This window comes from Methylophilus sp. YYY-1, from assembly GCF_029132825.1.
Classification (GTDB): Bacteria; Pseudomonadota; Gammaproteobacteria; order Burkholderiales; family Methylophilaceae; genus Methylophilus; species Methylophilus glucosoxydans.
The window spans coordinates 772,144-798,125 of sequence record NZ_WOVG01000001.1; the positions used below are offsets into that span (position 1 = coordinate 772,144).

29 protein-coding genes and 1 tRNA gene are annotated in these 25,982 nt (G+C 49.9%); 7 read left to right on the forward strand and 23 right to left on the reverse strand.

Annotated elements, in window-relative coordinates; translation table 11 throughout:
- Window positions 1-3: 3 nt before the first annotated feature.
- From GOC95_RS03565 to GOC95_RS03600, 8 genes are all read right to left on the reverse strand, one after another.
- The gene (locus GOC95_RS03565) at window positions 4-381 is read right to left on the reverse strand and encodes an NADH-quinone oxidoreductase subunit A (protein ID WP_228518757.1); all 378 of its coding nucleotides are present in this window, start codon (window positions 379-381) and stop codon (window positions 4-6) included.
- Window positions 382-473: 92 nt separating this feature from the next.
- A tRNA-Leu gene (locus GOC95_RS03570) sits at window positions 474-558 on the reverse strand.
- 6 nt (window positions 559-564) lie between these two features.
- Window positions 565-909, reverse strand: a complete 345-nt coding sequence (gene secG / locus GOC95_RS03575; RefSeq protein ID WP_275355808.1) for a preprotein translocase subunit SecG — start codon at window positions 907-909, stop codon at window positions 565-567.
- A gap of 52 nt (window positions 910-961) precedes the next feature.
- Window positions 962-1,717, reverse strand: coding sequence for a triose-phosphate isomerase (tpiA, locus tag GOC95_RS03580; protein ID WP_275356383.1), 756 nt, complete (start codon window positions 1,715-1,717; stop codon window positions 962-964).
- A 223-nt stretch (window positions 1,718-1,940) separates the two neighbouring features.
- Window positions 1,941-3,020, reverse strand: a complete 1,080-nt coding sequence (locus tag GOC95_RS03585) for an alkene reductase (RefSeq protein ID WP_275355809.1) — start codon at window positions 3,018-3,020, stop codon at window positions 1,941-1,943.
- 67 nt (window positions 3,021-3,087) lie between these two features.
- Complete coding sequence (locus GOC95_RS03590) at window positions 3,088-3,660, reverse strand: YceI family protein (protein WP_275355810.1); 573 nt, start codon at window positions 3,658-3,660, stop codon at window positions 3,088-3,090.
- Window positions 3,661-3,713: 53 nt separating this feature from the next.
- Window positions 3,714-4,286: a flavodoxin family protein gene (locus GOC95_RS03595; protein ID WP_194748181.1), complete on the reverse strand. Its 573-nt coding sequence runs from the start codon at window positions 4,284-4,286 to the stop codon at window positions 3,714-3,716.
- A 31-nt stretch (window positions 4,287-4,317) separates the two neighbouring features.
- Window positions 4,318-5,028: a pirin family protein gene (locus GOC95_RS03600; protein WP_275355811.1), complete on the reverse strand. Its 711-nt coding sequence runs from the start codon at window positions 5,026-5,028 to the stop codon at window positions 4,318-4,320.
- A 159-nt stretch (window positions 5,029-5,187) separates the two neighbouring features.
- Between GOC95_RS03600 and GOC95_RS03605 the strand changes: the two genes are divergently transcribed.
- Genes GOC95_RS03605 through tadA form a run of 3 tightly spaced genes read left to right on the forward strand, consistent with a single transcriptional unit; the run spans window position 5,188 to window position 7,064 of the window.
- A complete protein-coding gene (locus tag GOC95_RS03605; protein WP_275355813.1) occupies window positions 5,188-6,105 on the forward strand; it encodes a LysR family transcriptional regulator in 918 nt (305 codons plus the stop codon).
- Between the two features lie 36 nt (window positions 6,106-6,141).
- Entirely contained in the window at window positions 6,142-6,597 is a 456-nt protein-coding gene (locus tag GOC95_RS03610; protein ID WP_275355814.1) for a phosphate-starvation-inducible PsiE family protein, read from the forward strand.
- 2 nt (window positions 6,598-6,599) lie between these two features.
- Window positions 6,600-7,064, forward strand: a complete 465-nt coding sequence (gene tadA / locus GOC95_RS03615) for a tRNA adenosine(34) deaminase TadA (RefSeq protein ID WP_275355816.1) — start codon at window positions 6,600-6,602, stop codon at window positions 7,062-7,064.
- 87 nt (window positions 7,065-7,151) lie between these two features.
- On the opposite strand, the gene GOC95_RS03620 is transcribed toward tadA, so the two are convergent.
- From GOC95_RS03620 to GOC95_RS03670, 11 genes are all read right to left on the reverse strand, one after another.
- The gene (locus tag GOC95_RS03620; protein WP_275355817.1) at window positions 7,152-7,973 is read right to left on the reverse strand and encodes a PEP-CTERM sorting domain-containing protein; all 822 of its coding nucleotides are present in this window, start codon (window positions 7,971-7,973) and stop codon (window positions 7,152-7,154) included.
- A gap of 82 nt (window positions 7,974-8,055) precedes the next feature.
- Window positions 8,056-8,901 carry a PEP-CTERM sorting domain-containing protein gene (locus tag GOC95_RS03625; protein WP_275355819.1) on the reverse strand — a complete coding sequence of 282 codons (846 nt, stop codon included), beginning with the start codon at window positions 8,899-8,901 and terminating at the stop codon, window positions 8,056-8,058.
- A gap of 414 nt (window positions 8,902-9,315) precedes the next feature.
- Window positions 9,316-11,889: a TonB-dependent receptor gene (locus tag GOC95_RS03630; RefSeq protein ID WP_275355820.1), complete on the reverse strand. Its 2,574-nt coding sequence runs from the start codon at window positions 11,887-11,889 to the stop codon at window positions 9,316-9,318.
- Between the two features lie 243 nt (window positions 11,890-12,132).
- Entirely contained in the window at window positions 12,133-12,819 is a 687-nt protein-coding gene (locus tag GOC95_RS03635) for a Bax inhibitor-1/YccA family protein (RefSeq protein ID WP_275355822.1), read from the reverse strand.
- A gap of 112 nt (window positions 12,820-12,931) precedes the next feature.
- Entirely contained in the window at window positions 12,932-13,831 is a 900-nt protein-coding gene (gene lpxO / locus GOC95_RS03640) for a lipid A hydroxylase LpxO (RefSeq protein WP_194748189.1), read from the reverse strand.
- 72 nt (window positions 13,832-13,903) lie between these two features.
- On the reverse strand, window positions 13,904-14,950 hold the full coding sequence (gene nagZ / locus GOC95_RS03645; protein WP_194748190.1) for a beta-N-acetylhexosaminidase: 1,047 nt from the start codon (window positions 14,948-14,950) through the stop codon (window positions 13,904-13,906).
- Between the two features lie 23 nt (window positions 14,951-14,973).
- Window positions 14,974-16,101, reverse strand: a complete 1,128-nt coding sequence (locus GOC95_RS03650) for a class I SAM-dependent methyltransferase (protein ID WP_275355824.1) — start codon at window positions 16,099-16,101, stop codon at window positions 14,974-14,976.
- A 39-nt stretch (window positions 16,102-16,140) separates the two neighbouring features.
- The gene (locus GOC95_RS03655) at window positions 16,141-16,833 is read right to left on the reverse strand and encodes a queuosine precursor transporter (RefSeq protein WP_275355826.1); all 693 of its coding nucleotides are present in this window, start codon (window positions 16,831-16,833) and stop codon (window positions 16,141-16,143) included.
- Window positions 16,830-17,627, reverse strand: coding sequence for an ABC transporter permease (locus GOC95_RS03660; RefSeq protein WP_275355827.1), 798 nt, complete (start codon window positions 17,625-17,627; stop codon window positions 16,830-16,832). Before GOC95_RS03660 ends, GOC95_RS03655 begins: the two co-directional genes overlap by 4 nt.
- Window positions 17,624-18,535 carry a nickel ABC transporter permease gene (gene nikB / locus GOC95_RS03665; protein WP_275355828.1) on the reverse strand — a complete coding sequence of 304 codons (912 nt, stop codon included), beginning with the start codon at window positions 18,533-18,535 and terminating at the stop codon, window positions 17,624-17,626. Before nikB ends, GOC95_RS03660 begins: the two co-directional genes overlap by 4 nt.
- On the reverse strand, window positions 18,528-19,016 hold the full coding sequence (locus GOC95_RS03670; protein WP_275355830.1) for a L,D-transpeptidase: 489 nt from the start codon (window positions 19,014-19,016) through the stop codon (window positions 18,528-18,530). Before GOC95_RS03670 ends, nikB begins: the two co-directional genes overlap by 8 nt.
- A gap of 156 nt (window positions 19,017-19,172) precedes the next feature.
- On the opposite strand from GOC95_RS03670, the gene GOC95_RS03675 reads away from it, so the two are divergent.
- On the forward strand, window positions 19,173-19,868 hold the full coding sequence (locus tag GOC95_RS03675; RefSeq protein WP_275355831.1) for a VIT family protein: 696 nt from the start codon (window positions 19,173-19,175) through the stop codon (window positions 19,866-19,868).
- Between the two features lie 6 nt (window positions 19,869-19,874).
- Here the strand turns inward: GOC95_RS03675 and GOC95_RS03680 are convergent, their stop codons facing one another.
- On the reverse strand, window positions 19,875-21,281 hold the full coding sequence (locus GOC95_RS03680) for an ABC transporter substrate-binding protein (RefSeq protein WP_275356384.1): 1,407 nt from the start codon (window positions 21,279-21,281) through the stop codon (window positions 19,875-19,877).
- Between the two features lie 64 nt (window positions 21,282-21,345).
- Window positions 21,346-22,719 carry a 23S rRNA (uracil(1939)-C(5))-methyltransferase RlmD gene (gene rlmD / locus GOC95_RS03685; RefSeq protein ID WP_275355833.1) on the reverse strand — a complete coding sequence of 458 codons (1,374 nt, stop codon included), beginning with the start codon at window positions 22,717-22,719 and terminating at the stop codon, window positions 21,346-21,348.
- Between the two features lie 67 nt (window positions 22,720-22,786).
- Between rlmD and GOC95_RS03690 the strand changes: the two genes are divergently transcribed.
- A complete protein-coding gene (locus GOC95_RS03690; RefSeq protein WP_275355835.1) occupies window positions 22,787-23,275 on the forward strand; it encodes a hypothetical protein in 489 nt (162 codons plus the stop codon).
- On the opposite strand, the gene GOC95_RS03695 is transcribed toward GOC95_RS03690, so the two are convergent.
- Complete coding sequence (locus GOC95_RS03695) at window positions 23,272-24,060, reverse strand: 3'-5' exonuclease (RefSeq protein ID WP_194748199.1); 789 nt, start codon at window positions 24,058-24,060, stop codon at window positions 23,272-23,274. The genes GOC95_RS03690 and GOC95_RS03695 overlap by 4 nt on opposite strands.
- 289 nt (window positions 24,061-24,349) lie before the next feature.
- Between GOC95_RS03695 and GOC95_RS03700 the strand changes: the two genes are divergently transcribed.
- On the forward strand, window positions 24,350-25,045 hold the full coding sequence (locus tag GOC95_RS03700) for a hypothetical protein (protein WP_275355837.1): 696 nt from the start codon (window positions 24,350-24,352) through the stop codon (window positions 25,043-25,045).
- A gap of 121 nt (window positions 25,046-25,166) precedes the next feature.
- Here the strand turns inward: GOC95_RS03700 and GOC95_RS03705 are convergent, their stop codons facing one another.
- Complete coding sequence (locus GOC95_RS03705) at window positions 25,167-25,646, reverse strand: hypothetical protein (RefSeq protein WP_194748201.1); 480 nt, start codon at window positions 25,644-25,646, stop codon at window positions 25,167-25,169.
- 48 nt (window positions 25,647-25,694) lie between these two features.
- On the opposite strand from GOC95_RS03705, the gene GOC95_RS03710 reads away from it, so the two are divergent.
- Window positions 25,695-25,820, forward strand: coding sequence for a hypothetical protein (locus GOC95_RS03710; RefSeq protein WP_275355839.1), 126 nt, complete (start codon window positions 25,695-25,697; stop codon window positions 25,818-25,820).
- Window positions 25,821-25,982: the final 162 nt, after the last annotated feature.

The window sequence follows — 25,982 nt, forward strand, 5'->3', positions numbered from 1 at the left end:
GCATCAATCCCATTCAAGGGCGCCCTTCATCCATTCAAAGATGAAGCCGACCACCAATACAAATAAAAACACCATCATTGCCCAGAAGCCAGCAGACCCAATTTCTTGGATCACCACCGCCCATGGAAAAAGAAATGCAATTTCGAGATCAAACAGAATAAACAGAATGGCGACCAGATAGTAGCGCACGTCAAACTTCATGCGCGCATCTTCAAAGGCTTCAAAGCCACATTCGTATGGAGAGTTTTTTTCCGCATCAGGTTTGTGTGGAGAGAGAATTTTACCGGCAAGCAACGGACCAAGACCAACGCCCAGCCCCACCAGGATAAACATCAAAATCGGGAAATAGTTTTCTAACACTGATTTGCCTTCATCGATCATGTTAACAAGTTATTTCAATGCAGCTAGCCGCCCATTAAAACACTCCCAAACCATCTATTCCCTGCCAGAGACAAGTTGCAAGCAACTCTATCTGGTGCCGTCGGCGAGACTCGAACTCGCACGACTTTCGTCACTACCCCCTCAAGATAGCGTGTCTACCAATTTCACCACGACGGCCAATGTTTAGTTAGGAATATCTTTGGGTGTATTTTCAACCGGCTTGGCCACTTCTGCAGCCTCACCTTTGGCCGGAGCCTGTTGGGTCACTGTGGATTTAACCACACTGCCAGAACTTGCTTTATGGCTGGACATAAAGGCCAGCGTCAAGCTAGTTGCAAAAAACACTGAAATAAAAATCGATGTCAGCTTGCTCAGCAAGTTAGAGGACCCAGACACGCCGAACAGACTGCCGGAGGCTCCACTGCCAAAAGCGGCGCCCATATCGGCACCCTTACCATGCTGCAATAAGACCAGGCCAATCACGGCAGCAGCTGCAAGCACATGAATGACGAGAATGACGTTTTCCATATTTCTTTAATCCATTAAGTAATAACGATTTGGCTTTTGGCTCTTTCGCTATCTAGATGACGCTATTTTCAGGGACGGCCTGACATATTTTTATAAATTGCTCTGCATCTAGCGAGCAACGACCGACCAGCGCGCCATCAATTTCCTTCTGATTCAACAATTGTACCGCATTTTGCGGGTTTACGCTGCCCCCGTAGAGGATTTTTAGCGTGTCCGCCGCCGTTTTATCGGAGGCGGCAACCGTCTCTCGAATAAACTGGTGCATGGCGACTGCCTGCTCCGAAGTGGCCGCCAGCCCGGTGCCAATCGCCCAGATCGGCTCATAAGAAACAATGCTGCCAGCAAAGGCCTCTCCGCCAAATAAGCGGATGATGGTTTCCAGCTGCTTGCCAACCACACGTTCCATGACGCCTGCTTCACGCTCCAGCAGCGTTTCACCCACACATAAAATAGGTGTTAAGCCATGCCGTTTGGCCATCATGAATTTTTCAGCGATATTTTCATCGGACTCACAATAAGCCGTGCTGCGCTCCGAGTGGCCAACAATCACATACCTGGCGCCAAAATCGGTCAGCATTTGCGCCCCTACTTCACCGGTGTAGGCACCTTCCTCATATTTCGCAACATTTTGTGCGCCCCAAGCGACAGAAGTTCCCGTCAACAGGGTTTGAATTTGCGCCAGATAGGGATAAGGCACGCAGACCACGACCTCCGTGCGCGCACAAGCGGCCAAGGCTGGCAGGTAGGCCTGAATCAATTGCTGATTACGCATGAGATTGCCATGCATTTTCCAGTTGGCAACCACCATTTTTCTTGAGGCCAGGGATATTGGAGTAGATGAAACAGTGCTGGTGCTAGACATGCAGAATTAAGCTCGCAGAGGCATGATGTGGATGCATATATAACGAGCCAGAGAGGCCCGCAAATATTCGGTTGTGCGGATTTTACGCTCGCGCACCTCGAGCGGCAAGCATTACTGTGGCCAAGTAGAGCGTGTCTACCCCGTCAACACAAGGTAGACACGAGTACGATCAGGCACTTAAGAAAGGATAGTCGGTGTAGCCATGCTCGGTACCACCGTAAAACGTTTTGGAATCAGCCTCATTGAGCGGGGCATTTTTTGCAAACCGCTCAACCAGATCCGGGTTGGCAATAAACGGGACACCATAAGCGACTGCATCTGCATGCCCACTGGCAATCGCCGCATTCCCGCGCGCCTTGTCATAACTCAGGTTTGCGATATAACCGCCCTTAAACAATTTACGCATCGCCGCAAAATCAAATGGCTCAGCTTTGCCACCGCCATGAATGCCCCCTTCCACAACATGCAGATAGGCCAGCTTGAAGCGATTCAGGGCATCCGTGACATGATTGAATGTTTGCTGCGCCTGGCTATCATGCATATCATTAAATGGGTTCACCGGTGACAAGCGCACCCCCACTTTGTCTGCGCCTATTGTATCCACCACCGCCTGCACCACCTCGAGCAGCAATCGCGTACGGTTTTCTACCGGCCCGCCATATTGATCCTGGCGCTGATTGCTACCGTCGCGCAAAAACTGGTCTAGCAGATAACCATTGGCCGCATGAACTTCTACACCATCAAAACCCGCTGCAATGGCACATTTTGTGGCATGAATATAATCCTGCACGATGCCAGCCAATTCGGACACCTCCAGTGCGCGCGGGGTCACGTAATCTTGCAAACCCTGGTAGGTAAATGCCTGGCCGGCAGGCTTAATTGCTGAAGGCGCCACTGGCAATGCCTGATTGGGTAACAGGCTGGGGTGTGAAATACGGCCTACATGCCACAACTGAATGACGATTTTTCCGCCCTTGGCATGCACAGCATCAGTCACTTTTTTCCAACCAGCCACCTGCGCATCAGTATAAATGCCTGGCAAGGCAGGATAGCCATGCGCCATCGGCGAGATCGGGGTCGCTTCGGTAATAATCAGCCCGGCAGTCGCCCGTTGCTCATAATAGGTGACATTCATTGCTTGCGGTACACCGCCCTCACCTGCACGGTTACGTGTCAGTGGGGCCATCGCCATACGGTTTTTGATCTCAATGCTGCCCAGTTTGCCCGGGGAAAATAAATCCAATGCCATACTCGCTCCTCATTCCCTGCATACAATAAACACTGCGCGGACAAAACGTCCGCGCATGGATTTAAAATTATTGTGCTTTCACACCTTCAACCAACAAGGTGATTTCAATGTCGTCACCGACCGGCGCATTGGCGCCCGTCGCCCAGCCAAAACCATAATCAGAAGCTTTGATGGTCAAATGCCCCTCAAAACCTGCGCGCTGGCCACCCCATGGATCGGCGCCATAGCCCAACACTTTCACGGGAATATCCACCAGTTTGGTCACGCCATGCATGGTCAGCTTACCCTGCATCACTGCCTGCGTCTGGTTGCTGGCCGTGATCTTGGTGCTCTCAAACAAAATCTGGGTATATTTGCCCACATCCAGATACTTATCCGCCTTGATATGTTCATCACGTTTGCCAAACCCGGTATTCACACTGCTGACATTGATCGCAGCACGTACGGTCGCCGTATTCAGATTGGTGGGATCCAGGGTAATGACGCCACTGACATCGTTAAAAGTCCCTGAAGTTTTGGAAACAACATGACGGATACTGAAATTGGCAAAACTGTGGGTGCCATCGATATTGTAGGTATCGGTCACCGCCCAGGCCTGAGTAGCCATCATCAAGCCGAGCGTCAAAATTAACTTTTTCACTGAGTTCTCCTTGTTAGATCGTGAAATAGGATAGGTTTTTAATGAGGCCGTGGTTAAGCGGCTTTCGCAAAACGTAACGCAACACTGGCCACACGCTCACCCAGGTGCTCTGCCGTGAGCAAGTCACTCTGAATCGGCGCCAAGTCCGGGCCCTGGTCAGCATTCGCCTGCGCCATCGCACCTAAAAAGCTGCCCAAACGGTTTAAGTCGTTGACCGAACCATTACTGTTATTGTTCCCGGGCAGCAAATCCTGGCCTACCCAAATCATGCCATGCTGTGCGGCAAACACAGCCAACTGGATCAAGGTACTAAGCTTGTCACCACTCTGGCTGGCAGAAGTGGTAAAGCCAGCCGCAATCTTGTCTTTCCAGTCACGGGTATACCAGGCCTTGGAGCTCGCATCCATAAAAGTTTTAAACTGGCCTGAAGCCGAACCCATATAGGTTGGGCTGCCAAAAATAATGGCGTCGCTGGCCTTGAGCAGATCCCACTGCTGCTGCGCCTCATCCACAGTTAACAGATTGACGGTCACACCCGCAACCTTTTGCGCGCCACGGGCCACGGCTTTGGCTTGCTCAGCGGTATGACCATACCCACTGTGATAAACAATTGAAACTTGAGTCATGTCATTGCTCCTTTAAAAAAATGTAAAACGATTATTCGACTATTTCAGGCAGATCAAACCATAATATTTCGCTGTCTTGCGCAGCAAGTATCGAGAGAGAAACCGGGGCATCTACCTTGAGGGCATCCCCTGTCTGCAACTGTTGACCATCGATCACCACCGTGCCGGATGCAATATGGAGGTAAGCACAACGTCCCGCATTGCCCTCAACCGGCAAAGCAGCCTCTGCTGTCAGTACCGTGGCATACAATGACAGATCCTGATGTACTTTTAATGACCCGGCGCGGGCATCAGACGAAGCAATCAAGGCCCAGCGGTTTTGCTTGTCAGCCAGCGGGATGGTTTTATCTTCATACGCCGGGGCCAAGCCTTGCGTATCAGGGGTGATCCAGATTTGTAGCAAATGGGCCGTGGTCTGCGAGGAGGCGTTCATCTCACTATGACGGATACCCGTGCCCGCACTCATGCGCTGCACATCCCCCGCGCGAATCACTGCGCTGTGGCCCATGCTGTCAGTATGGCGCAACTCCCCCGCCAACATGTAGGTAATAATTTCCATGTCCTGGTGGCCATGCATACCAAATCCCGTGTCAGGGGCGATTTTGTCGTCATTGATCACCCGCAACACCGAGTAGCTCATATGCTCAGGGTCGTAATAACTGGCGAAAGAAAAACTGTGAAAGCTTTGTAACCAGCCATGATTAGCATAACCACGGCTATTTGAAGGGCGAACATGCAACATTTATTCACTCCATTTGAAAGTTTAAATGTATGATAAAAAAACACTTAATCTTTAGATAGCAAAACATTTTGCATCACTTGTTCAGATTTTTTGATGAAGCCGTTAGCGCTTAAACTACCATGAACCACCCCGCCCTTTTTCAACCTTATCCCTTCAGCTATGGCCATTAAACTGAGTCTCGAAGCCCTTGAAGTCATTGATGCGATTGACCGCAAAGGCAGTTTTGCCGCAGCGGCAGAGTCGCTATACCGCGTCCCCTCGGCACTCACCTACACCATCCGCAGACTGGAAGAAGATTTGGGGCTGGAGCTTTTTGACCGCAGTGGCCACCGCGCCATGCTGACCGAAGCCGGTGCCGAACTGCTCAAAGAAGGCCGTTATTTGCTCGATGCCGCCCATGCGCTGGAGCGCCGCGTACAACGCGTTGCGACCGGTATTGAAACTGATATTGCCATTGCGATTAGCGATTTATTTGATTTCGGCCCGGTACTCAATCTGCTACAAGCCTTTTACCAGCAAGGCTTTGGCACTCGGGTGAAGCTGGTCCGTGAGGTGTATGGCGGAAGTTGGGATGCATTACAGTCGGGGCGAGCTGATATCTCTATTGGGGCTCCAGGAGACGCGCCGCCTGGCGGCGGCTTCTCTACACATTTGCTCGGACAACTGGAATTTGTGTTTTGTGTGGCCCCGCATCATCCGCTTGCCGCATTACCAGAGCCGCTCAGCGCCAGTGATATTGTGCAGTATCGCGTTGTAGCGGCCGCAGACAGTTCACGCAACCTGCCCCCAAGGACCTCAGGCATCCTTTCTGGACAGGATGTACTCACCGTGCCTGACATGCAGACAAAATTAAAGGCGCAAATGGCAGGAATTGCCATCGGCTATCTACCCAAATTTATGGCACAAGCGGCCGCTGCGCAGGGCAAACTTGTGCTAAAACAGGTATCAGAACCGAAACCGGTGGGACCCACCTTTATTGCCTGGCGCCAACAACGGCCCAGCGAAATGGGCAAAGCCATGCAATGGCTGCTCAAAGCCTGTTGCGAAATTCCACTGGAGCAATTGCTTAGCAAATGATTTATCATCGTTGCTGTCGCATTGATTGGATCCAATATGTCGCAAGAACAACTACCTGAAGAATTTGCACCACTCAACCGCATCGCCATCAAGGCCATGCTTTGGCTCAATGGGTTCGCGCATATTATTATCGGCCTGGCTCTGGCTACCTCTGTGCTGATGTTTACCTGGCTATTTTTCCTCGACGTGAAGGAAGCCGCTTACGCACACAATCTGGTTCATGGCTTTTTGCGCGCCTTGGGCACCTTGATGTTGCTGTGGTCAACCTCTGCCCTCATCTCGGCAGAAATTCGCTACCTCCGCGGCCACAAATTACTGGTAGAAACCTTTGTCGAGGTGGTGCTGGTCATGTTTTTGCGCAAACTGATTGTGCTCCCTGTACAAGATGCCACACCGACTTATGAAGAAATCGCCATCTGGCTGGCCGGCGCATTTGTCATGGGGCTGGTGTACATACTGATCCGCCTCGCCGACAAAAATAGTAGTAGATAAGCATGCAAGACGAAGCATTTATGCGCATTGCCATCGCGCTGGCAAACGAGGCAGCAAGCCTGGGCGAGGTCCCGGTCGGCGCGATTGTCGTCAAAGAGGGGCAGATTATCGGCAAAGGCCGCAACGCCCCCATCAGCCTCAATGACCCCACCGCCCATGCGGAAATCCAGGCCATGCGTGAAGCCGCGCAGCACTTAGGCAACTACAGACTGGTTGACTGCACCTTATACGTCACCCTAGAGCCCTGTGCCATGTGTAGCGGCGCCATACAACATGCCAGAATTGCGCGTCTGGTTTACGGTGCCAGCGACCCCAAAACGGGTTGTTGCGGCAGTGTAGTGAATTTGATGGCGGAGCAGAAACTTAATCATCACTGTGAGGTGAGTCATGGCGTCTTGGCTGATGAGTGTGGCGCGTTATTAAGTGATTTCTTCAGGCAGCGTCGCTTAGCCAAATCAAATGGATAACGACCAGATCACAAGCGCATATCACAGCCATATAAAACAACAAACCCGCCAAAGGCGGGTTTGTTTTACAACGGATACAGCTTAAAATTAAACAGCTTTGCGACGGCGAACGATGCCACCAATCAGACCCAAGCCTGCCATCATCATGGCGAATGTTTCAGCTTCTGGTACAACGGTTGCAGTTGTAGCCAACACATTCAATCGGTAGTTCAAACCATTACCAGAACTGTTAGTGATGCTATTACCCCAGTAGCCACTTGAAGCCATACCACCACCGTTTTGAGCGGTGTTACCACGGATACGAATCCAGAAATATGCATCAGGCGCATTAGTGTCGCCATTATTGCTTACCGCATTTGCCAGAAACTGATCCACTGAGAAACCTGTGTAGCCAGCAACACCACCGTTCAGATAATCAATCGTTGAGAATTGACCATTGGTAAAAGTGCTGGTTGCAAAATTGATTTCTTGTCCCCAAGCAGCATCACCCGTCGCACCACCCCAACCTTTTTGAGGAGTACCACAGTTTGTGCCGTAGCTAACGCAACCATTTTCTTCCCACTCAATATCGTTTGTACCTAAACCAGCCACATTGCGGTAGTTATCATTCCCTAAAGTATCTGTACCTGCAAAGTTCATCTCGTAAGATGAAATCCAAACTGCACCGGTGTTACCAGAAGCAAACTGGCTCAGATTATTCAATCGCACGGTTACGCGAACACCACTGGCACCGTCACCCAAGTTCAAGTCTGCCAAATCAGTCATCGTAACGGACCCTACACTGCTTGAAGTTGTGCCGTAGTTATTTGTAGCAATAAAGTTCAAATCAAAGATTGCAGTTTTAGCAGAGGCTTGAGCTGACAGAGCCAACAATGCAGCCAGTACAGAAGTTTTAATTACATTTTTCATAGAGATTCCCCTCAAGAAATGGGCGGAGTTACCGCCCTTATTTAAAAAATATTTTTCAAGTTTAAAGTGAACTTAGTTTTTATTATTTAGTTTGTTTTTTCTGACGGCGTGCGGCTGCAATAACACCCATGCCCAACATCATCAAAGCATAGTTTTCAGGCTCAGGAATAGGGGCTGCCAAGAAACCACTGATATAGTTACCGACTACAACCTGACCTTCTTCACCCGCCTGATAGAAGCCAATTGCATTATTTCCCAGCGCGTAATTAACTGCATCAGACTTTACAAGATACAATCCAGACCATGGATTGCCTTCAGATACACTAATGTCAGCCTTCTGACGTACAACACCGTTTACATATTGCACAGAAGAGTTATAAGTTGTGTCATTTGTTTGACCTGCCTGATACATACGAAGGTCGAAGTCACTCAAAAATGTCCAAGAAGTAGAAACATTACCACCTGCACCTTGGCGATATAAATAATTAACCTCTTGATCGTTATCAACCAGGTTCATATACCTTGTGCCGAAAACGAGCTTACCGTCAACGCTATCACGATAAACGTAATCAAAAATGGTCGCTTGTGGCACACCTGGCAGCAGAGGAACATTTTGAGTAATTTTATAATCAACCAAAGTTAATGTACCAAAGGTTGAGTTTGCACCAGTAAAAGCTCTGTAGTTCAGCGTCGTAGCGATAGTCCCGTTATCTGAGCCATACTCATACCCTGCCAAATATGTGCTTGTTGATAAGTTCTCAATATAGAATTTATCTGCATTTAAACTATTGGCACCATTAATCAATCCACCGTTAGCTAAAGTCAAGTTTGTACCGTTACCATTGGTCAAGGTAACGAATTGACCAGCATTCGCAGCGTTGACACCAAGTGTCATCAATGTTGCGAGCATTAATGTTTTCAACTTCATCCATATTCTCCTAAATAAAAAAGCATTAATTCTTTCATCACCTGCATTTTCATGGCCGGTGAAACTCGTGTGTCACTGCTCCCGATGGGATAATTTTTATATGCCTCATTTAAGATGGCTTATTACAGTATGCTTACATTTGCAAATGCTGTGCCAGAACACTCTCCCGCCTGCTTTTATTCATGAAAGACTTAGGCTTCGCCACCAGAAAAGAACGTAACCTATTGTTTTAAAATTTAAATTAAAACTTAAAGTGAGCATCACTTTCATATACCTTTAATTTAGTTACCACTCATCATAGGCCTGTCACAGTTCCAACCTGGTTGAAAACAACCATGAATGGCTGCTCATAGCCACCAAGTAAAAAGCCATGATTTTTAATCATGGCTTTTGAATAATTAAGATGACTTATTGCTAATCTTTAAACGTTTTATTCTTCCAATCCCAGTCTAATGAAACACCAATCCAAATTGCTCTAGGTGCTCCAGGACCTATAAAAGTTGTATTGTTCCATTGACTTGTATTTGTTTGAAAGCTTCCAGATGCACTAAATGGGTTACGACCAAGCGCTCCCGCTGTTGAGTATTCTCGATCAAAAATATTATCAAACTTAATATATGCGTTGATACCAGGACGAAATTTATAGTTCGCTCTTAAGTTAAATACTGCATATCCAGACGTAGATCCCTCTCCAATGTAATCGTATAGCTCTCCAGGCAAAGCTGATCTAGGCTGATGTTTATTATTTTCATTTCCACGAACATAAGCTGAGGAGTGCATGACCATAGACAGTGTTGCATCAAATCGCTCACTAAAACGATGATTCCAGCTCGCCTGGATAATATTATTAGGCATTCCGGGAATTTCATCCCCGGAATGAACATCGACAAATGCTTGTGCAGCATTCGCGGAAACAGTCTGGCCGTTGGTACTGTTAGCATCATTGATAATCCGAGCATAGGACTCAAATGTTGCAGCCATCAAGGTATAGTTCAAACTAATCTTGTCACTATCAAAATCACCCTTGATTCCAAACTCCAACCCTTCACGTAACGTTCGTCCAAAGTTGTTAAAGACTCCGCGATTTTTTCGGCCTAGCGGAACAAACAAAATATCGTCGGTGATTTCCGTTCTGAAATATCCAACATTCCAATCCCAACCACCAGTCTCACCTCTTAGACCAGTCTCATATGCAGTAGAACGAATCTGCTTTAGATATGGATCCGAGGATAGGGAAGTTGGAATAGAGCAACCGAACTGGTAGTTTGTACTTCCAGGCGCATTACTTTTGGTAGGATCATTCGCACAGCCAAGTTCAATCACAGTTGGGGTTCTTGCTCCACGACTGACATTGGCATACGTAGAAAGGCTATCCTTAACCTCCCAAGTCACTCCAAGTGAAGGGTTAAAACTTCTGTAATCATAATCACCCTCACTACAAATAAAGCGTCCACGATTAGGGCTAGTGTCTCCTTGAACAAGACACTTTTGTCTGGCTGGACGCAAATCGTTAGTTGTAAAATTGTAAAACTCTTTTCCACTGTCTGAAACAAGGGTATTTTTTACATTTGCCCAATTCATGCGTGCGCCAAGACTGATATGCAAACTTTCGGTGGGTGACCATGTATCAAATGCATAAATACTTTCTGTCTTGCTAGTACCTTTGAGATTGTTACGCTCAATTGTCATGTATGCTGGGAAAAAACCAAAAGTTTCAAAAATTGGATCAGTCACCACAGACACAGAATGGTCTGCATCATTAACCTCCCCCAACTGTTGAGATTGTAAAAAACTTACCTTATTCGTATCTAGTGAGATCCCCGCGACAATTTGATGCTTATCTAAATCAAAAGCAGCCTGCAGATTAAAACCATCACTCCCCTGTTTTAAGTTGGAGTAATTGAACAAGCCATTAATTTTGCCAGCATCAACAATCCCATCACCATCAATATCATCTCCCCAGGCAGACACCAGTCGTGAATACGCATCATAAACATCCGCACCAATCGCACTTTGGCTCATCTTTCTTTTATAAGCCATCGCTGAAAGCGTGAAATTATCATTCACGTACCAACTGCCACTAAAATTGTAATGTTCTAGGGAATTTTGTACTTGATCTGGAGAAGTAAATACCTGTTTGCGATTTTGGTCTGCCATCTCAAATGGCAACATTCCATTTCCGACTAAATTGGTATCTATATTTAATGCGGTCAAATTAAACTCAGCTTTATCAAATCTGAGCGTTGCCTTATTAAATAATTGCCGAACATTACTTGGCGAATTATCTCGCCAACCATCCTCTGCAAAATGATTGTAAGCCGTAAAAAAACCAAACTGACCATTATTCACCCCATTAGATATTTGAAACTGATTTCTCCCCCAAGCCCCTGTTAAATATTGAGTACGCAAATAATTATCCGAGAACCCATCCTTTGTACGGATTGCTAGTGCACCACCAATGGTGTTAAGTCCAAAAAGGGGATTTGATCCAGGAATGAGATTTAAGCTTGATATAGCATTCATCGGTATCAAATCCCAATTCACGACCTCCCCAAAAGCCTCATTTACTCTGACGCCATCTAAGTAAACTGAAATTCCTTGAGGAGTACCAATTTGAGGCGAAGCAGTAAACCCACGGAAATTGAGGTCTTGCTGAAAAGGATTACCGGCATAATCATTTGTGGTTACCGATTGCAAATTATTATTCATGAACTCTGTAACATTTAGCGCTTTAGACTCAGCAATTTCCTTACCAGTAGCACTCTGAATGTTTGTCGTAGCCGTAGCTTTATCAATTGGCACTCCAGGCAAAGGCGTAATAATTCTCCTGCGCTTCGCCTTGACTTCCACCTCATCCAACTCAATAGTGGCCTTAGTATCTGCGGCTTTTGGTTGCTGGCTTACAGATTCATCATTGTTATCCGCAGCGATTGTCAGGCAAGAATAGCCCGCCAGAAATAAGATTGATTTGATTTTATTGTTTAGCACTTCACCCCTCCATCAAGGAGTCTTCAATGCAAAAATCAATCCATGTGAAACGAAACTTTTATTCAAATTAAATCAAACACTTAAATAATAATTAAATCTTAACAACCATATAAATTGGTTGAAATAAACCACGCTGGCTAAAAACAACCAATCACAAACTCTTTTTTCGCATTAACTAAATTGATGCAAATAAAAAACCCGCCAAATTCTTGGCGGGTTTTTTGAGATGGAAAAATTCAGAACTTAGTCGCGGTTGCCTAATACTGCCAACAAGATATTCAACAGGTTCACAAACAGGTTGTAGATATCCAGATACAGATTCAAGGTCGCCATCACATAGTTGGTCTGACCGCCGCGTACGATCTGGTTCACGTCGTACAAAATGTAGCCGGAGAAAATCAGCACTGAGACACCAGAGATTGCCAATGACAAGGCTGGAATTTGGAAGTACATATTAGCCAAGCCAGCGACAATCGCCAGAATCAGACCTATCATCAGGAACTTGCCGATACCGCTGAAGTCACGGGCTGGGGATGAGCCGATACCAGCCAAACTCAGGAAGGTAATCCCAGTTCCCGCAGCTGCCAAGCCGACAATTTCAGCGCCGTTGCGCAGATGCAGGGCAAATTGCAGGATAGGGCCAAGCATCACGCCAAAGACAAACGTCAGCGCCAACAGCAACCACACGCCTACACCACTGTTCTGGTTAACCGCGATCAGTTTGAACATGCCAAACATCACGGCCATAAAACCAATAAAGAACATGAATGGGTGTGCCGCCATCCAGCCAAAATTCATCTGCAGGCCAACATAGGCACCGATCACGGTTGGCACCATGCTCAAACCCAGCAAGGCGTATGTATTGCGCAGTACGCGATTTTGCGTTTCGGATAATTGACCGTCACGACCTAAAACTTGCATATCTGACATAGTGTATTTCCTCTTTTCAATTAAAACTAAAAACAGCTTCTGTAGTTAAGATAATGGCAAACACCTAAAGTTTCAAGGCTTTGCGTGACATTTGTGTGAACAATCGTTCAGTTTACAGCTTCCACAGTCCGTAAATGACTACCGCAATCAGCACGATGCGCGTAATTTGATAAACGGTTTTATTCCACTTTTTAAAACGGCGCCGGTACTGACCGATCACCCAGGCATAATGAAACAGGCGGTTAATGACGCCGGTCTGGTCCCCGGCCTCGTTTGGCGAGCTGGCTGCAGTGACGATGGTATTGGCCAGAAAGCGGTTGACTGCCTGCGCCCAGCGATAGCGCATGGGGCGTTCAATGTCGCAAAACAGAATCACACGCGTTTCATTGGTCTTGTTATAGGCTTCATGGATATAGGTTTCATCAAACATGACGGCCTGCCCATCACGCCAGCTGTAATCCTCACCATCAACGCGGATAAAACACTGATCGTCATTAGGGGTGGCAAGCCCTAGGTGAAAGCGCAAAGAGCCTGCATAGGGGTCACGGTGTGGGCGCAGATGCGCGCCAGGCGGCAGCTCGGCAAACATGGCGGCTTTGACGCTGGGGATGCTTTGCAGCAAGGCGACTGTTTTTGGGCAGTAAATGCTGGCAGAGGGATGATGTGCGTCATACCACTTGAGGTAAAAACGCTTCCAGCCAGTTTTAAAGAATGAGTTAAACCCGGCATCGTTATTGGTTTTGGCCGCAGCAATGCGCTCCTGTTCGCGTACATACAACGCTTCTTCACGGATTTCCTGCCAGCGGTCGGTGATCGCTTTCAGTTCCGGGAAGTCATGCACCGGTAAATACGGCGTGGTCGGCGCTTTGGAGAACAGGTATAAGAATACATTGAATGGCGAAACAATGCCGGAATGGTCAAATATCTGGCGATAAAAGCGGTGCCTGACCTTGCCCCTGAAGTGCACATAACTGACCGAAGCCAAGAAAATGCCAAGAATGATCCATTTCATAATTGATACCGATGTTTACGCCGTGATTAGATTGTCATCAATAATTGTCTAGCTTACCGCAACCTTCCGGCTTCAAGCAAACAAATCCGCCTCTTTTTGACCGACCATGGCCACACGCTTGACCGCTTCTACATAGGCCGCAGACTCACGTAATGCCACCATATCCTGCGGATGATGACCGCCATGCATACGTGCCAGGCGCGCAATACTTTGTGCAGAAATCTTCCACGTTAACTTGCTTAACAATTCATCGGCCAAGTCCGGGCGGTTGCATAACAACACCATATCGCACCCGGCGTTCAAGGCAGCCATGGTTCGTGCAGTGACGTCACCTGCCACGGTGGCGCCCTCCATACTTAAGTCATCACTGAAAATCACACCATTAAAACCCAAGCGCTCACGCAGCACCTTTTGCAGCCAGCGGGACGAGAACCCGGCCGGTCTATCATCGACCTTGGGATAAATCACATGTGCGGGCATCACCGCATGCAAGCCCTCGTCTATCATGCGTACAAAAGGTTGCATGTCGTTTTGTGCAATCTGGTCAAACTCGCGGTCATCCACCGGAATGCTCACATGCGAATCAGCCACCACAAAACCATGCCCGGGGAAATGTTTGCCCACCGCAGCCATGCCAGCCTTTTTAAGGCCTTGCATCAGGCTAAACGCCAACTCATTAATCGCCTGCGGATCACGGTGAAACGCGCGATCCCCAATCACCAGGCTGTCGCCATAGTCCATATCCAACACTGGCGTAAAGCTGAAATCCACGCCATGCGCCCTTAGCTCTGCGCCCAGCACATACCCGGCCTCTACCGCCAGCTCTTTCGCTTTGCGTGGGTTTTTGTCCCAAATATGGCCAAACTCGCGCATGGGCGGGATTTTGGTAAAGCCTTCTCGGAAGCGCTGCACCCGGCCGCCTTCATGATCCACGGCAATCAGCAGCGGCGGCTGACGCACCGCATGTATACTGGCAGTGAGCGCCTTGAGCTGCGCGCAACTCTCAAAGTTACGCGCAAACAGTATCACCCCGCCGACTAGCGGATGTTGCAAGCGGCGGATATCATCGGCGGTGAGTTCCTTGCCGACCACATCCAGCATGACGGGACCTAAAGACATAACAAATTCCTATTATTCAAAATTCAAACGCATTTTAACCGATAAAGACTGGTTACTTCTTTGGCACGGGCAGCATATAACGGATCCGATTGATCGCTGGCCTTGGCATGTGTTGGCGCAATATCCAGCTTGTCGACCACCTGCAACCCTGCTTCATGGATCCATGTATTTAAGGCCTCAGGCTGGCGCAAGCCAATCTGCTCAGCCAAATTAGACATTATCAGCCACCCCTCGCCCTCAGGATTTAAATGCGCTTTCAAGCCACTTAAAAAACCTTTCAGCATCTTGCTTTCGGGGTCATACACGGCATGCTCAATCGGCGCATTCGCTTTGGCAGGTAGCCAGGGAGGATTACAGACAATCAGGTCCGCACTGCCTGCTGGAAACAAATCCGCCTGCACGACTTGAATATGGCTTTGCATATTCAACCGCTGGATGTTTTCGGTGGCACACGCCAATGCACGCGGCTGGTTGTCCGTTGCGACGACTTGCTTGACGCCCCGCGCCACTAAAATGGCAGCAATCACCCCCGTGCCGGTACCAATATCCCAGGCCACCTGCGGACTATTAAGCGGCGCCTGGTCAATGAGGTCGAGATACTCACCACGTACGGGCGAATACACCCCGTAATGCGCATGTATATTGGCATTCAGCGCATGAATCGGCACGCCTTTTTTACGCCACTCATGCGCGCCCACCATGCCTAGCAACTCACGCAATGAGAGCACAAGTCTTGCAGGCACTTTGTCGGTGTTGTCATCCACAATCAAAGCCGCCTGCACAGCCGCTTTGACGTCTGGCGCACGCGGCAAATCGCAGGCACCATACTTAAGCTCGATTAATACTTTATTCGTAATATTGGCACGACCGATCTGGCGCGCGCGATGCTGGTGAAACGCTTCCAGCAGGCTAGCCGCCGGTTTGACTGGTTTTCGGTCTACACGCCGCGTAATCGCTTGCAGCAATTGCTTGGCATTTTGAAAGTCACCGCGATATAGCAAGGCGGTGCCCTCACACGCCAGACGGTAGGCTTCATCCGCTTTGGTGGTGTCGTCTGCAATCACCACGGCTTTGGGTGCAGGGTTACCCGCTTCTGACTGCCAGTCAGCGGCTTGTGTTGTGTTTTTTTCGTACCAGTTAATCAGGGTCAATGGGGTTCCGATAATCAGAAGTTGTCAAAGGTAGCCAGTTTAAAGCTTAAACGGGCTAAAGTCGGTATGGGTATCGTAATAGTCTTCTTTTTCTGCACGTTTGAGAAAGGCGACGATTTTATAGGTGACTGGCGTAAAAGCGACTTCTACCAGCACTTTGGCCGTAAATTGCGCCAGCACAATTTGCGGCATCATGGCATCTGGGAATTCGCCTGAGCCATAAAAGGCCAGCGGAAAAAATAGCATGGTATCAACCGCCTCGCCAAAAATGGTCGAGCCTATGGTGCGGCTCCATAACCAGCGGCCACTGGTCAACACTTTCATTTTGGCCAGTACAAAGGAATTCACAAACTCACCAGCGACAAAAGACACCAGCGAGGCCAGCGCAATGCGGGCAGTCGAGCCAAACACAGATTGATAGGCCGCCTGATCATGCCAATCCGGGGCGGGTGGCAAGGCCACAATCACCCATGCCATCAGGCTGGCAAAAGCCAGGCAGATAAAGCCGGTCCAAATGACGCGACGCGAGGCGGCATAGCCATACACCTCAGTGAGGATATCGCCAAAAATAAAACTGATGGGGAAAAACATGATGCCCGCGCCGAATGTGAGCGCACCCAGCAACGGCGCATGGACTTCGGTGATTTTGCCGGGACCGATCAGGTTGGAACAAACCAGCACAACCGCAAATGCGGCCATAATGAGGTCGTAATAACGGTATTGTTTTTTCATGCTTGCACTCCCTGACGCACATCCAGTTTGTCCCGCAAGACATCCCCCCCCAAGTTAATTGCCAGGATCAGGCTCATCATGCACACGCCTACGGTCAACACATAATGAGGGGCGACCAGCATAAAGCGCACCGCATCACGCAACATGGCACCCCAGGAGGCCTCCGGGGCCTGAATTCCCAGGCCAAGAAAGGACAGCGAAGCTTCGGCAATCATGACACTGGCCATGCTGTAGGCAGCCTCAACCATTAAAATGGACAGCAATAGCGGCAAGATGTGGCGCAACATGATACGCCATGCGCCAGCGCCTAATGACTCGGCCGCCAGCACATGCAGGCGCTGGCGTAGTGCCAGAGCTTGCCCGCGCGATAGTCTGGCGTAGGTCACCCAGCCGGTCAGACACAAGGCCAGTATCAGGTTATTGAGACCCGCACCCAGCACTGCGGCAAACGCAATCGCCAGCAAGATCCCGGGAAACGCCAGAAAAATACTGGTGATTTGCATGAGTGCATCATCCAGCCTGCCGCCATGATACCCGGCCAGCAAGCCTATCGTCAGCCCTATCGCCATGGTCATGGTCGTCACAATCACCGTCACCATGAATGACACTTCCACGCCATGTAACACGCGTGCCAGAATGTCACGGCCCAGATCATCAGTCCCCAGCCAGTGTTGTGCACTTGGCCACTGCAAAATCGCATCCAGATCAATCTGGTTGGGACTCATCTCGACCAGGCGACCAAGCAGTACCGCCAGCAGCCAAAATGCCAGGGTCAGCAGAGAAAAGGTCTTCATGCCTGCCCTCGCGTGCGTGGATCCAGCCAGCGATAGGCCAAATCTGTGCCCTGATTAATCAGTACATAGCTCAAGGCAATCACCAGCACACAGGCTTGCGTCACCGGGTAGTCGCGTTTTTCTATACTATCCACCAGCAGGCGGCCGACGCCATTCCAGCCAAAAATGGTTTCTGTGATCACCGCCCCGGCCAGCAAACTGCCCATTTGCAGACCAACAATGGTCACCAGCGGCAACAAGGCCGCCCTTAGGGCATGTTTAAGGATCACTTGTTGCTCACTTAAGCCTTTGGCGCGCGCCGTGCGGATATAGTCCTCATGCAAGACCTCGAGCAAGCTGGTGCGTGTCATGCGCGTGAGAATGGCACTTAAGCCCAAACCCAGGGTCAGCGCGGGCAACACCACACTTGCCGCGCTTTCCATCCCACTCACGGGCAACCAGCCCAGCCAGACGGCAAACACCAGCATGAGCAAGGGCCCGAGCCAGAATGCCGGCATGGCCGCCACACGGATACTGAATAAGGTGATCATCACGTCTTGCCAATGTCCGGCCTTGAGTGCAGACCAGACGCCCAGCGGAACACCAATACTGATGCCTATGCACAAGGCCGACACCGCCAATAGCATGGTCGCTGGATAGGTTTGCAGCAACAAGGTTGAAATATCGGTATGCGTGTGTATGGAGACACCAAAGTCACCGTGCAAAAGATGGGCGGTATATTGCAAAAACTGCTGCCACAATGGCTGATTCAGGCCGAGTTCTGCTTTGAGCGCCTCGCGGTCGGCCGCACTGGCAGACTCGCCCAGCATGACATCCACCGGATCGCCCGGCACCAGATGTAGTAGCAGGAATGTCAGGCAGAGCACCCCCAGCACCACGGGCAGCAATGTCAATAAACGCTTAATCATCCGCCTCGTGCAGATGGACTGGGGTACCCACAGGCACCAGATCAAATAACTCAATCAGGTCAGTATTGCGCATGCGTACACAGCCGTGCGAACCGGGCTTGCCGAGCTCGGTGCTGTCAGGTGTGCCATGAATGTAAATATACCGCTGCATGGTGTCTACTTCTCCGAGGCGGTTTTTACCTGGCTCGGTGCCACTGAGCCATAAAATGCGGGTTAGAATCCAGTCACGTTCAGGAAAAGCCTGTTTCAAGGCTGGTGTAAAAATCTCTCCCGTAGGCCGGCGGCCAACGAATACGGTGTTTTCCGGCGCACCCTCGCCAATTTTGGCGCGAACAATATGGGTGCCTAGCGGTGTACAACCGCTGTTTTTGACACAGCCTACCCCATTCGCCGCCGTTGACACTGCGTACTGTTTGCGCGGCTGGCCCAGATCATCAAACAAGGTCAGCGTTTGCGCCGGAATTGAAATATCAATATACATAGTTATTATTCTAAGGCATTTAATCGCAATTGCATGGCCGTTGACCGCAGATTTGCAAGTCGAGCGTCTGGGGCAATATAAATTGCATTACAATCGTTGCACCAATGCTTTTAAACTCGGCCCTCTATCGCAACCCCTCAATCCTACAGGTGCGCCATGCAACATCATGAAAAACATTTTTTACAGCGCAGTGGCTGGTTACGTGCAGCCGTATTAGGCGCCAATGATGGCATTATCTCTACCGCCAGTTTGCTGATGGGCGTGGCAGCGGCAGGGACGGCGCAACAGGCATTAATGATGACGGGCATCGCCGGGCTGGTCGCGGGGGCGCTATCCATGGCTGCTGGCGAATATGTCTCGGTGAGCTCGCAAACCGATATTGAACAGGCCGACCTCGCGCGTGAGGCGCAAGAGCTCAAACAAAACCCTGAAAGCGAATTGCGTGAACTCACAGGCATTTATATCCAGCGCGGTTTGTCGCCTGCGCTGGCAAAACAGGTCGCGCAGGAGCTGTCACAACATGATTCTTTAGGGGCACATGCGCGTGACGAATTAGGCTTGCATGACATCAACCAGGCTAAACCACTGCAAGCTGCATTTGCCTCGGCATTAGCCTTTTCTAGCGGCGCGCTATTGCCATTGCTGACCACGCTGATCGCCCCGCATGCACAAGTGCAGTCGTGGCTGATGTTCAGCACCTTGCCATTTTTGGCCTTGCTAGGCATGGTGGCCGCACGTACTGGCGGGGCCAGTGTCTGCAAAAGCGTCATCCGCGTGGTGATCTGGGGCGCGCTGGCGATGGTCGCCACGGCGCTGATTGGCCACTGGTTTGGTGTTCAGGCCCCGGTTTAAGCAAGCTTAATGTGGCGCAGCGTGAAAAGCCACTTTGGTCAACCCATCCCAATTGCCATCCGGCGCCGGGGTATAGCGTTTAATTGATCCTCGATAGGCGGCAAACTGACCTTCATACCAGAGTGGAATCACGGGCAACTGCTGGTGGACACGTTGCGTGACGGCAGGCCAGTCTTCTTTCTCCAGCAAGGCATCCAGTTGGGCATCCTGATACCGCCCTCGGTTAAAGCCTGTGGGCGGAATACTCTTGGAACCAAAGACTTTGCCGTAGATTTCCGGGGTTTTAATGCCCACCCAGGTTAAGCCGTAAAGTTGAAAATTGCCTTTTTGCACATCGGCAAAAAAAGTGCCCCAATCCAGGCTCTTGATTTGCAAGTCTATGCCTGCGGCTTGCATCTGTGCCTGCAAAATCGTCGCCAGCCGCACCCGTTGCGGATCTGTACTGGTTTTATAGATCAGCGTCAATGGCAGCTTGACCCCGGCAGCAGCCAATAACTGTCTGGCGCGAGCGGGATCGTAATGATATGGCTGCAATTGCGCATTGCCCGCATAATGCTCGGGTGGCAGGATGGCACTGGCTTGCCGACTTTGACTGACCATGACTTTATCGATGATGGCCTGTGGATCAATCGCATACGCAATCGCTTGCCGCACGCGCGCATCCTTTAAAAAAGCTGCCTGGGCATTAATGCCCAGATAAGAATAATTGGCACCCACCCCGGTATTCACCGTGATATTCGCTTGTGTTTGCAGATACTTGACCAGCTCAGGCGGCAAATCGCCCTGAATCAAATCGGCCTCACCACGCTTGAGCTTGAGCACGCGCACATTCGGGTCTTTGACTTCTTCAAAGCGCACCTTGAGTCCATCTCCCAATCGCTCCAGCACCAGCGCAGATGACCAGCCATCGAACTTGAACGGCCCACTGCCCACTGGCGCATGGCTAAAGTCATGCGCAGCCGCAATTAATCGTGCGGGGAGGATGCCGACAATCATACGCGCCGCAAAATGGGGATCGGCATGCGCCAACGTAAAGTCTATGGTCTTTGCATCCGGGGTGCTAATGTTGCGAATATGCCTGAATTCGGCAGTATGGGGCGAGTCTTTGAGTGTGAGCAGGCTATCGTAAGTCGCTTTCACATCGGTGGCAGTCAAGGGCTGGCCATCATGAAATACTGGGGCCCGCAGCAAGTGAAAACGGTAATGCAGGGCATCCAGTTGCTGCCAGGAGGCCAACCCGGCGACTTCGTGTGAAGCGGTATCAAACTCGACCAGCCGCTGATAAACCAGACGATTGACCCGCTCTGAAGCCGCATCGGTGGCATAGCGCGGATCCAGATTGAGTGGCGCCTGCGCCACTGCAAACACCAGTGTATTCGGTGCATTGGAGGAATGACAGCCGGCCACCCCTATCCCTAAACAGATCAACGCCAAAAGGTGCGCCAGCTTGAGCCAGCGCAGAGGAACAGCTAGCACATCAATCCTTCTCAAACACAGCAATCGATTCTACGTGCGCCGTATGCGGGAACATATTCATCACCCCAGCCGCCTCTAAGCGGTAACCCTTGACCTGAGTCAGAATGGCAGCGTCGCGTGCCAGCGTGGAAGGGTTACAAGAGACATAAACAATGCGTGAGGGCGCGTGACTGTCATTCGGATCTTCAGCCTCGGGCAATGCCTTGATCAGTTCAATCGCACCATCACGCGGTGGATCAATCAGCCATTTGTCAAACGCGCCCAAGGCCAATAATGACTCAGGCGTCATATCAAACAGATCAGACTCAGCAAACTCGACATTGGTCACGCCATTGAGGCCTGCGTTTTCAATCGCCCGTTTCACCAGCGCCTGTGCACCTTCCACCCCATACACCGTGGCGCCACTGCGCGCAATCGGCAAGGTAAAATTACCGAGCCCACAGAAAAAATCGGCGATACGCTCACCCGCCTGCGGCTGCAACAACTGCATGGCACGACGGATCATGACGCGGTTGATGGCAGGGTTGACCTGCGTAAACTCCGTTGGATTAAAGGGATACTCCAAACCAAACTCAGGCAGGCTGTAGTGCAATTTATCGCCATGATCAAACAAAGGCTTGACCGTGTCGGGACCTTTGGTTTGCGTCCACATTTGCACACCATGCGCCTCTTCAAAGTTTTTCAACAAGGCCACATCGTCCTCGGTCAGCGCTTCCAGAATGCGTAGCACCAGTACCGTAGCATCTTCACCTACCGCCAGTTCAATCTGTGGCAGCGACTGTTTAACTGAGAGCTGTCCAATCAACGCTTTCAACGGCAAGATCAAATCCGACACCGGTTGGGTCAGGACTTCACAGCTGTCCATAAAAGTGACATAGCTGCTGCCCTTTTCATTAAAGCCCACCAGCACCCCACCCTTTTTCTCGACATAGCGCACGCGTAAACGGGCTTTGTGCCGATAGTGCCAAGGCGTGCCCTGAATAGGCGGTAAAATCTTGGCAGGTTTGACACGGCCAATATGCCACAAATCATTTTCCAGCATGCGTTGCTTGGCTGCGACTTGTGCCGAAAACTCCAGATGTTGCATGGCACAGCCACCGCAAATGCCAAAATAAGCACAGCCAGGGGTTACGCGCTGGCTCGAAGCTTTCAGCACCTCAGTCGCGGTCGCAAGCTCATAGGTCGATTTGACATGGTGCGAAACAAACAGGACTTCTTCAAATGGCAGTGCCCCTTCGATAAAAATTACCTTACCATCGACATGGGCAACGCCCCGTCCTTCCTGGTCGAGTGATTCAATGCTGGCATGGCGCGGAGTTTGCGCTGCCTTGGCAGCGGGGGATAAATTGGATGATCGTTGACGGCTATTTCTCATAGCCTGTTATTTTACCTGATTTGGGCATACAATCGTTTCAAGGTCTAATCAAAATGAGGAGGTCACCATGTTAAAAAAATATTGCCTTTCACTCGCCATCTGCCTCTCGCTATTCGCGGCTGGGGTGTGCCATGCCGATGAGATTTCCATCCAGCAGGATGTGCATGGGGTGCAATACGTCACTGGCGGCATAGGCTCAGAAGAAGTAGAGGCCATGGAAGCCTTTAAAAAACAATTCAATTTGTATTTTCTGTTTTCCGAGGGCAAGGCGGGTCGCGTCATTGATGATATCCAGCTGGCCATTCTGGACAGTAAAAATCAGGAAGTATTTACGCTAGACCATGCCGCACCGAGACTGTTGCTCAACTTGCCGAGTGGCAAATACCAGGCGGTTGCCAGTTACCTGGGTAGCGAGCAGCGCTACCGTTTTGTGCACGACGCAAAAAAATCTAAACGCATCATTCTTAATTGGAAAAACAAGATTGATGAGGATACTGTCGAGCCGCTCACTGACGATCAAAGCGCTGAGGAACCCGCACCGACAGCGACGCCTTAAACAGTGGAATCCATTGCGTCCCAGGCAGCCATAAACTGCTGCCAGTGTTCGCCAGGATAGGCTGCCAGCGTATCCCGCACCAGCTGGATTTCTGACTGGTAACAAGCCTCATTCAAATGCCCACGCATTTTTAAAAAGCGCAGGTACACCAAATGCGTATTGGCAACATCCGTTTCGCAATAATCGCGGATCGCCTTGACTTCACCGTTAAGATAGGCCTGCCAGACCTTGCTGCCATCCATGCCAAGCTTGCCTGGAAAGCCACACAGCTGGGCCATGTCATCCAGTGGGGCATTGGCACGTCCGCTATACATGGCCAGTACATCCATTAAATCCAGATGGCGCATGTGATAACGGCTGATATAGTTATTCCATTTAAAATCCTTGTCGTCTTCGCCCAGATCCCAATAGCGTGGCGCAGCAATGCCATGCACCATGGCGCGGTAATGCAGCACCGGCAAATCAAAACCACTCCCATTCCAGCTCACCAGGTTAGGGGTGTATTTTTCAATCCCGTCAAAAAAGCGCTGGATAATTTCAGCTTCACTGGCTTGCTCATCGCCCAGCGTCCAGACGCGAAATTGGTTCCCTTCACGCAAGGCGCAGGAAATCGCACACACGCGCTGCAAATGATGCGGCAGAAACTCCGTGCCATTTTGCTGGCGCCGCTGATGAAAAGCGATATTCGCAACCTCGTCGTCACTCAAACTGGCTGGCAGATCATGTAACTGGCGGATCCCGGCAACATCGGGAATCGTTTCAATATCAAACACCAAACTAAGCATCGGATTTCCTGTTAAAGAGTCGCTTTTAAAATAGCACAGCGCCAGTGCTGACAGCAATCTATGCAGTCAGCTTGTAGAAAAAAGACTGCGTTTGTATCAAAAGATACAATTAGTGCACTTTTGTATCAATTGATACATTTAAATATATGATTTATAAGGGTTTTTTATGTTTTTTTAGTCTATCAAACCAAGAGGTGCCGTATTACTCTGTATCCGTTCAGTCAACAAGAGCATTGCCAGGGAGCAATGCTTGAGCCCTGAACCTTTAAAAACTTACGGAGTACTCATCATGACATCTATCAGTTCAATCGGCAGTAACAACTACATTCAATCGCTTTCGCAAGTGGGGCAGCGTAATGGCATGCAACCGCCGCCTCCGCCGCCAGATGGCGACAAACAAGGTAAGGATGGCGGCGGATTTTTGGGGGCGATAGACGCAGCGCTGAAAAGTGCTGGCATTTCAGGCGGTCTGGAATCTCTCTTCGGCAGTCAGGGGACTAACAGTGCAAGTACCAGCACAGAGAGCACAGATACAAGTAGCACAACAAGCACGAGTACAGATGCCAGTGATGCATTGAGCAGTTTTTTACAAAACCTGATGGGCGCCCTGCAATCACAGGGGACGGCTGGCACCAATACAGAAAGTACGAGTGACAGTACAGACAAGACGAGTATTGATGCCACCACAACAGCAGGCGTACACCGTCATTTCGGCGGCCATGGCAAACAAGATATGGAAGCAAAACTACAAAGCTTGATTAGCGCTTTAAATACAAGTAGTGATTCCAGCAACACAACGGCCAGTAACACGACCACCAGTGGATCAACAAACGAGAACAGTGCGCTGGAGAGCAGTTTTCAGTCACTGGTTAGCGCACTCGGTGGCAGTAGCAGCAACGCCAGCTTGAGTGGCTTTTTGCAGGCCTTATCCTCCAACATGCAAAATCGTGGTCCAGCAGGGAGCGTTGTCAGTACTGAGGCTTAGAGATAACAGCATCTGGCCCCAGATCCACCACAACTACCACTGTGAGCGACTCTGTAATGGTGGTAGTTGTCGCTTGATTCCGATAATTTAGAATCAAGCTTGCTCCCTGATTAAAGCGCGGTCAGGCAAATTCCAGTTGCATAATATCCGTCTCAGAATCTTCCTCCAGCCATTCCGCAGGCGCTTTATGCAATCGGATAGGCGTTTGCATTTCTTCACCGTCAAACGTCAGAATCGCGTAACTGACTTCCTGGGGTGCGGCCATCGGCGTGAATTTACCAAAGCCAAAGTGCGCATTGCGCATGACTTGCCATGCACCAGAGGGTTCAGTGTATTCAGGCCTGGAAAAATAATGTGCAATTTGCTTGTCGGTGGCGGCCTTGAGCGCGCAGTCTTGCTCACGCGACAGCACCGACCAGCGATAATCCAGTCCATCCGCAATCGGTTGCAGCTGCATCAAATACCAGTGCACGTTTTCGCGCGCTAATTGGATCAATGATCGCACCCGACCGGTGTGATGATTCAGAATGTAGTAAATCCCCAGGTCTTGCTGATGAATGCTTTCACCCAGACGGGGTAGAACGAAAAGATTAGTTGGCACAACAAACTCCTTTCATTGGGACACGCACTTTGATTGTATGCAATGAACATGCCTGAAACTGAAATCAATGACTTTTACCTGTTTGTTCTCAATCTAGATGAGAGAAGCAACCGGCCGGAGTTGTTCAATGCGGCACACTTTGGGGGCGCTATTGGCAGTGGTGATTTGCTTTAAGCAATTGATTTGATTGATGACATACCTACGGTTCACCACGAGGCAAGCCAAAAATAAGCATAGTAGTCATTTTGAGCCGGCCTGTGCAGCCACAGCACCACTGTGACCATCTATGGCAGTAGATAAGTTGCCTTTTTAGTCATTTAGCGCGGTTTTATGCAC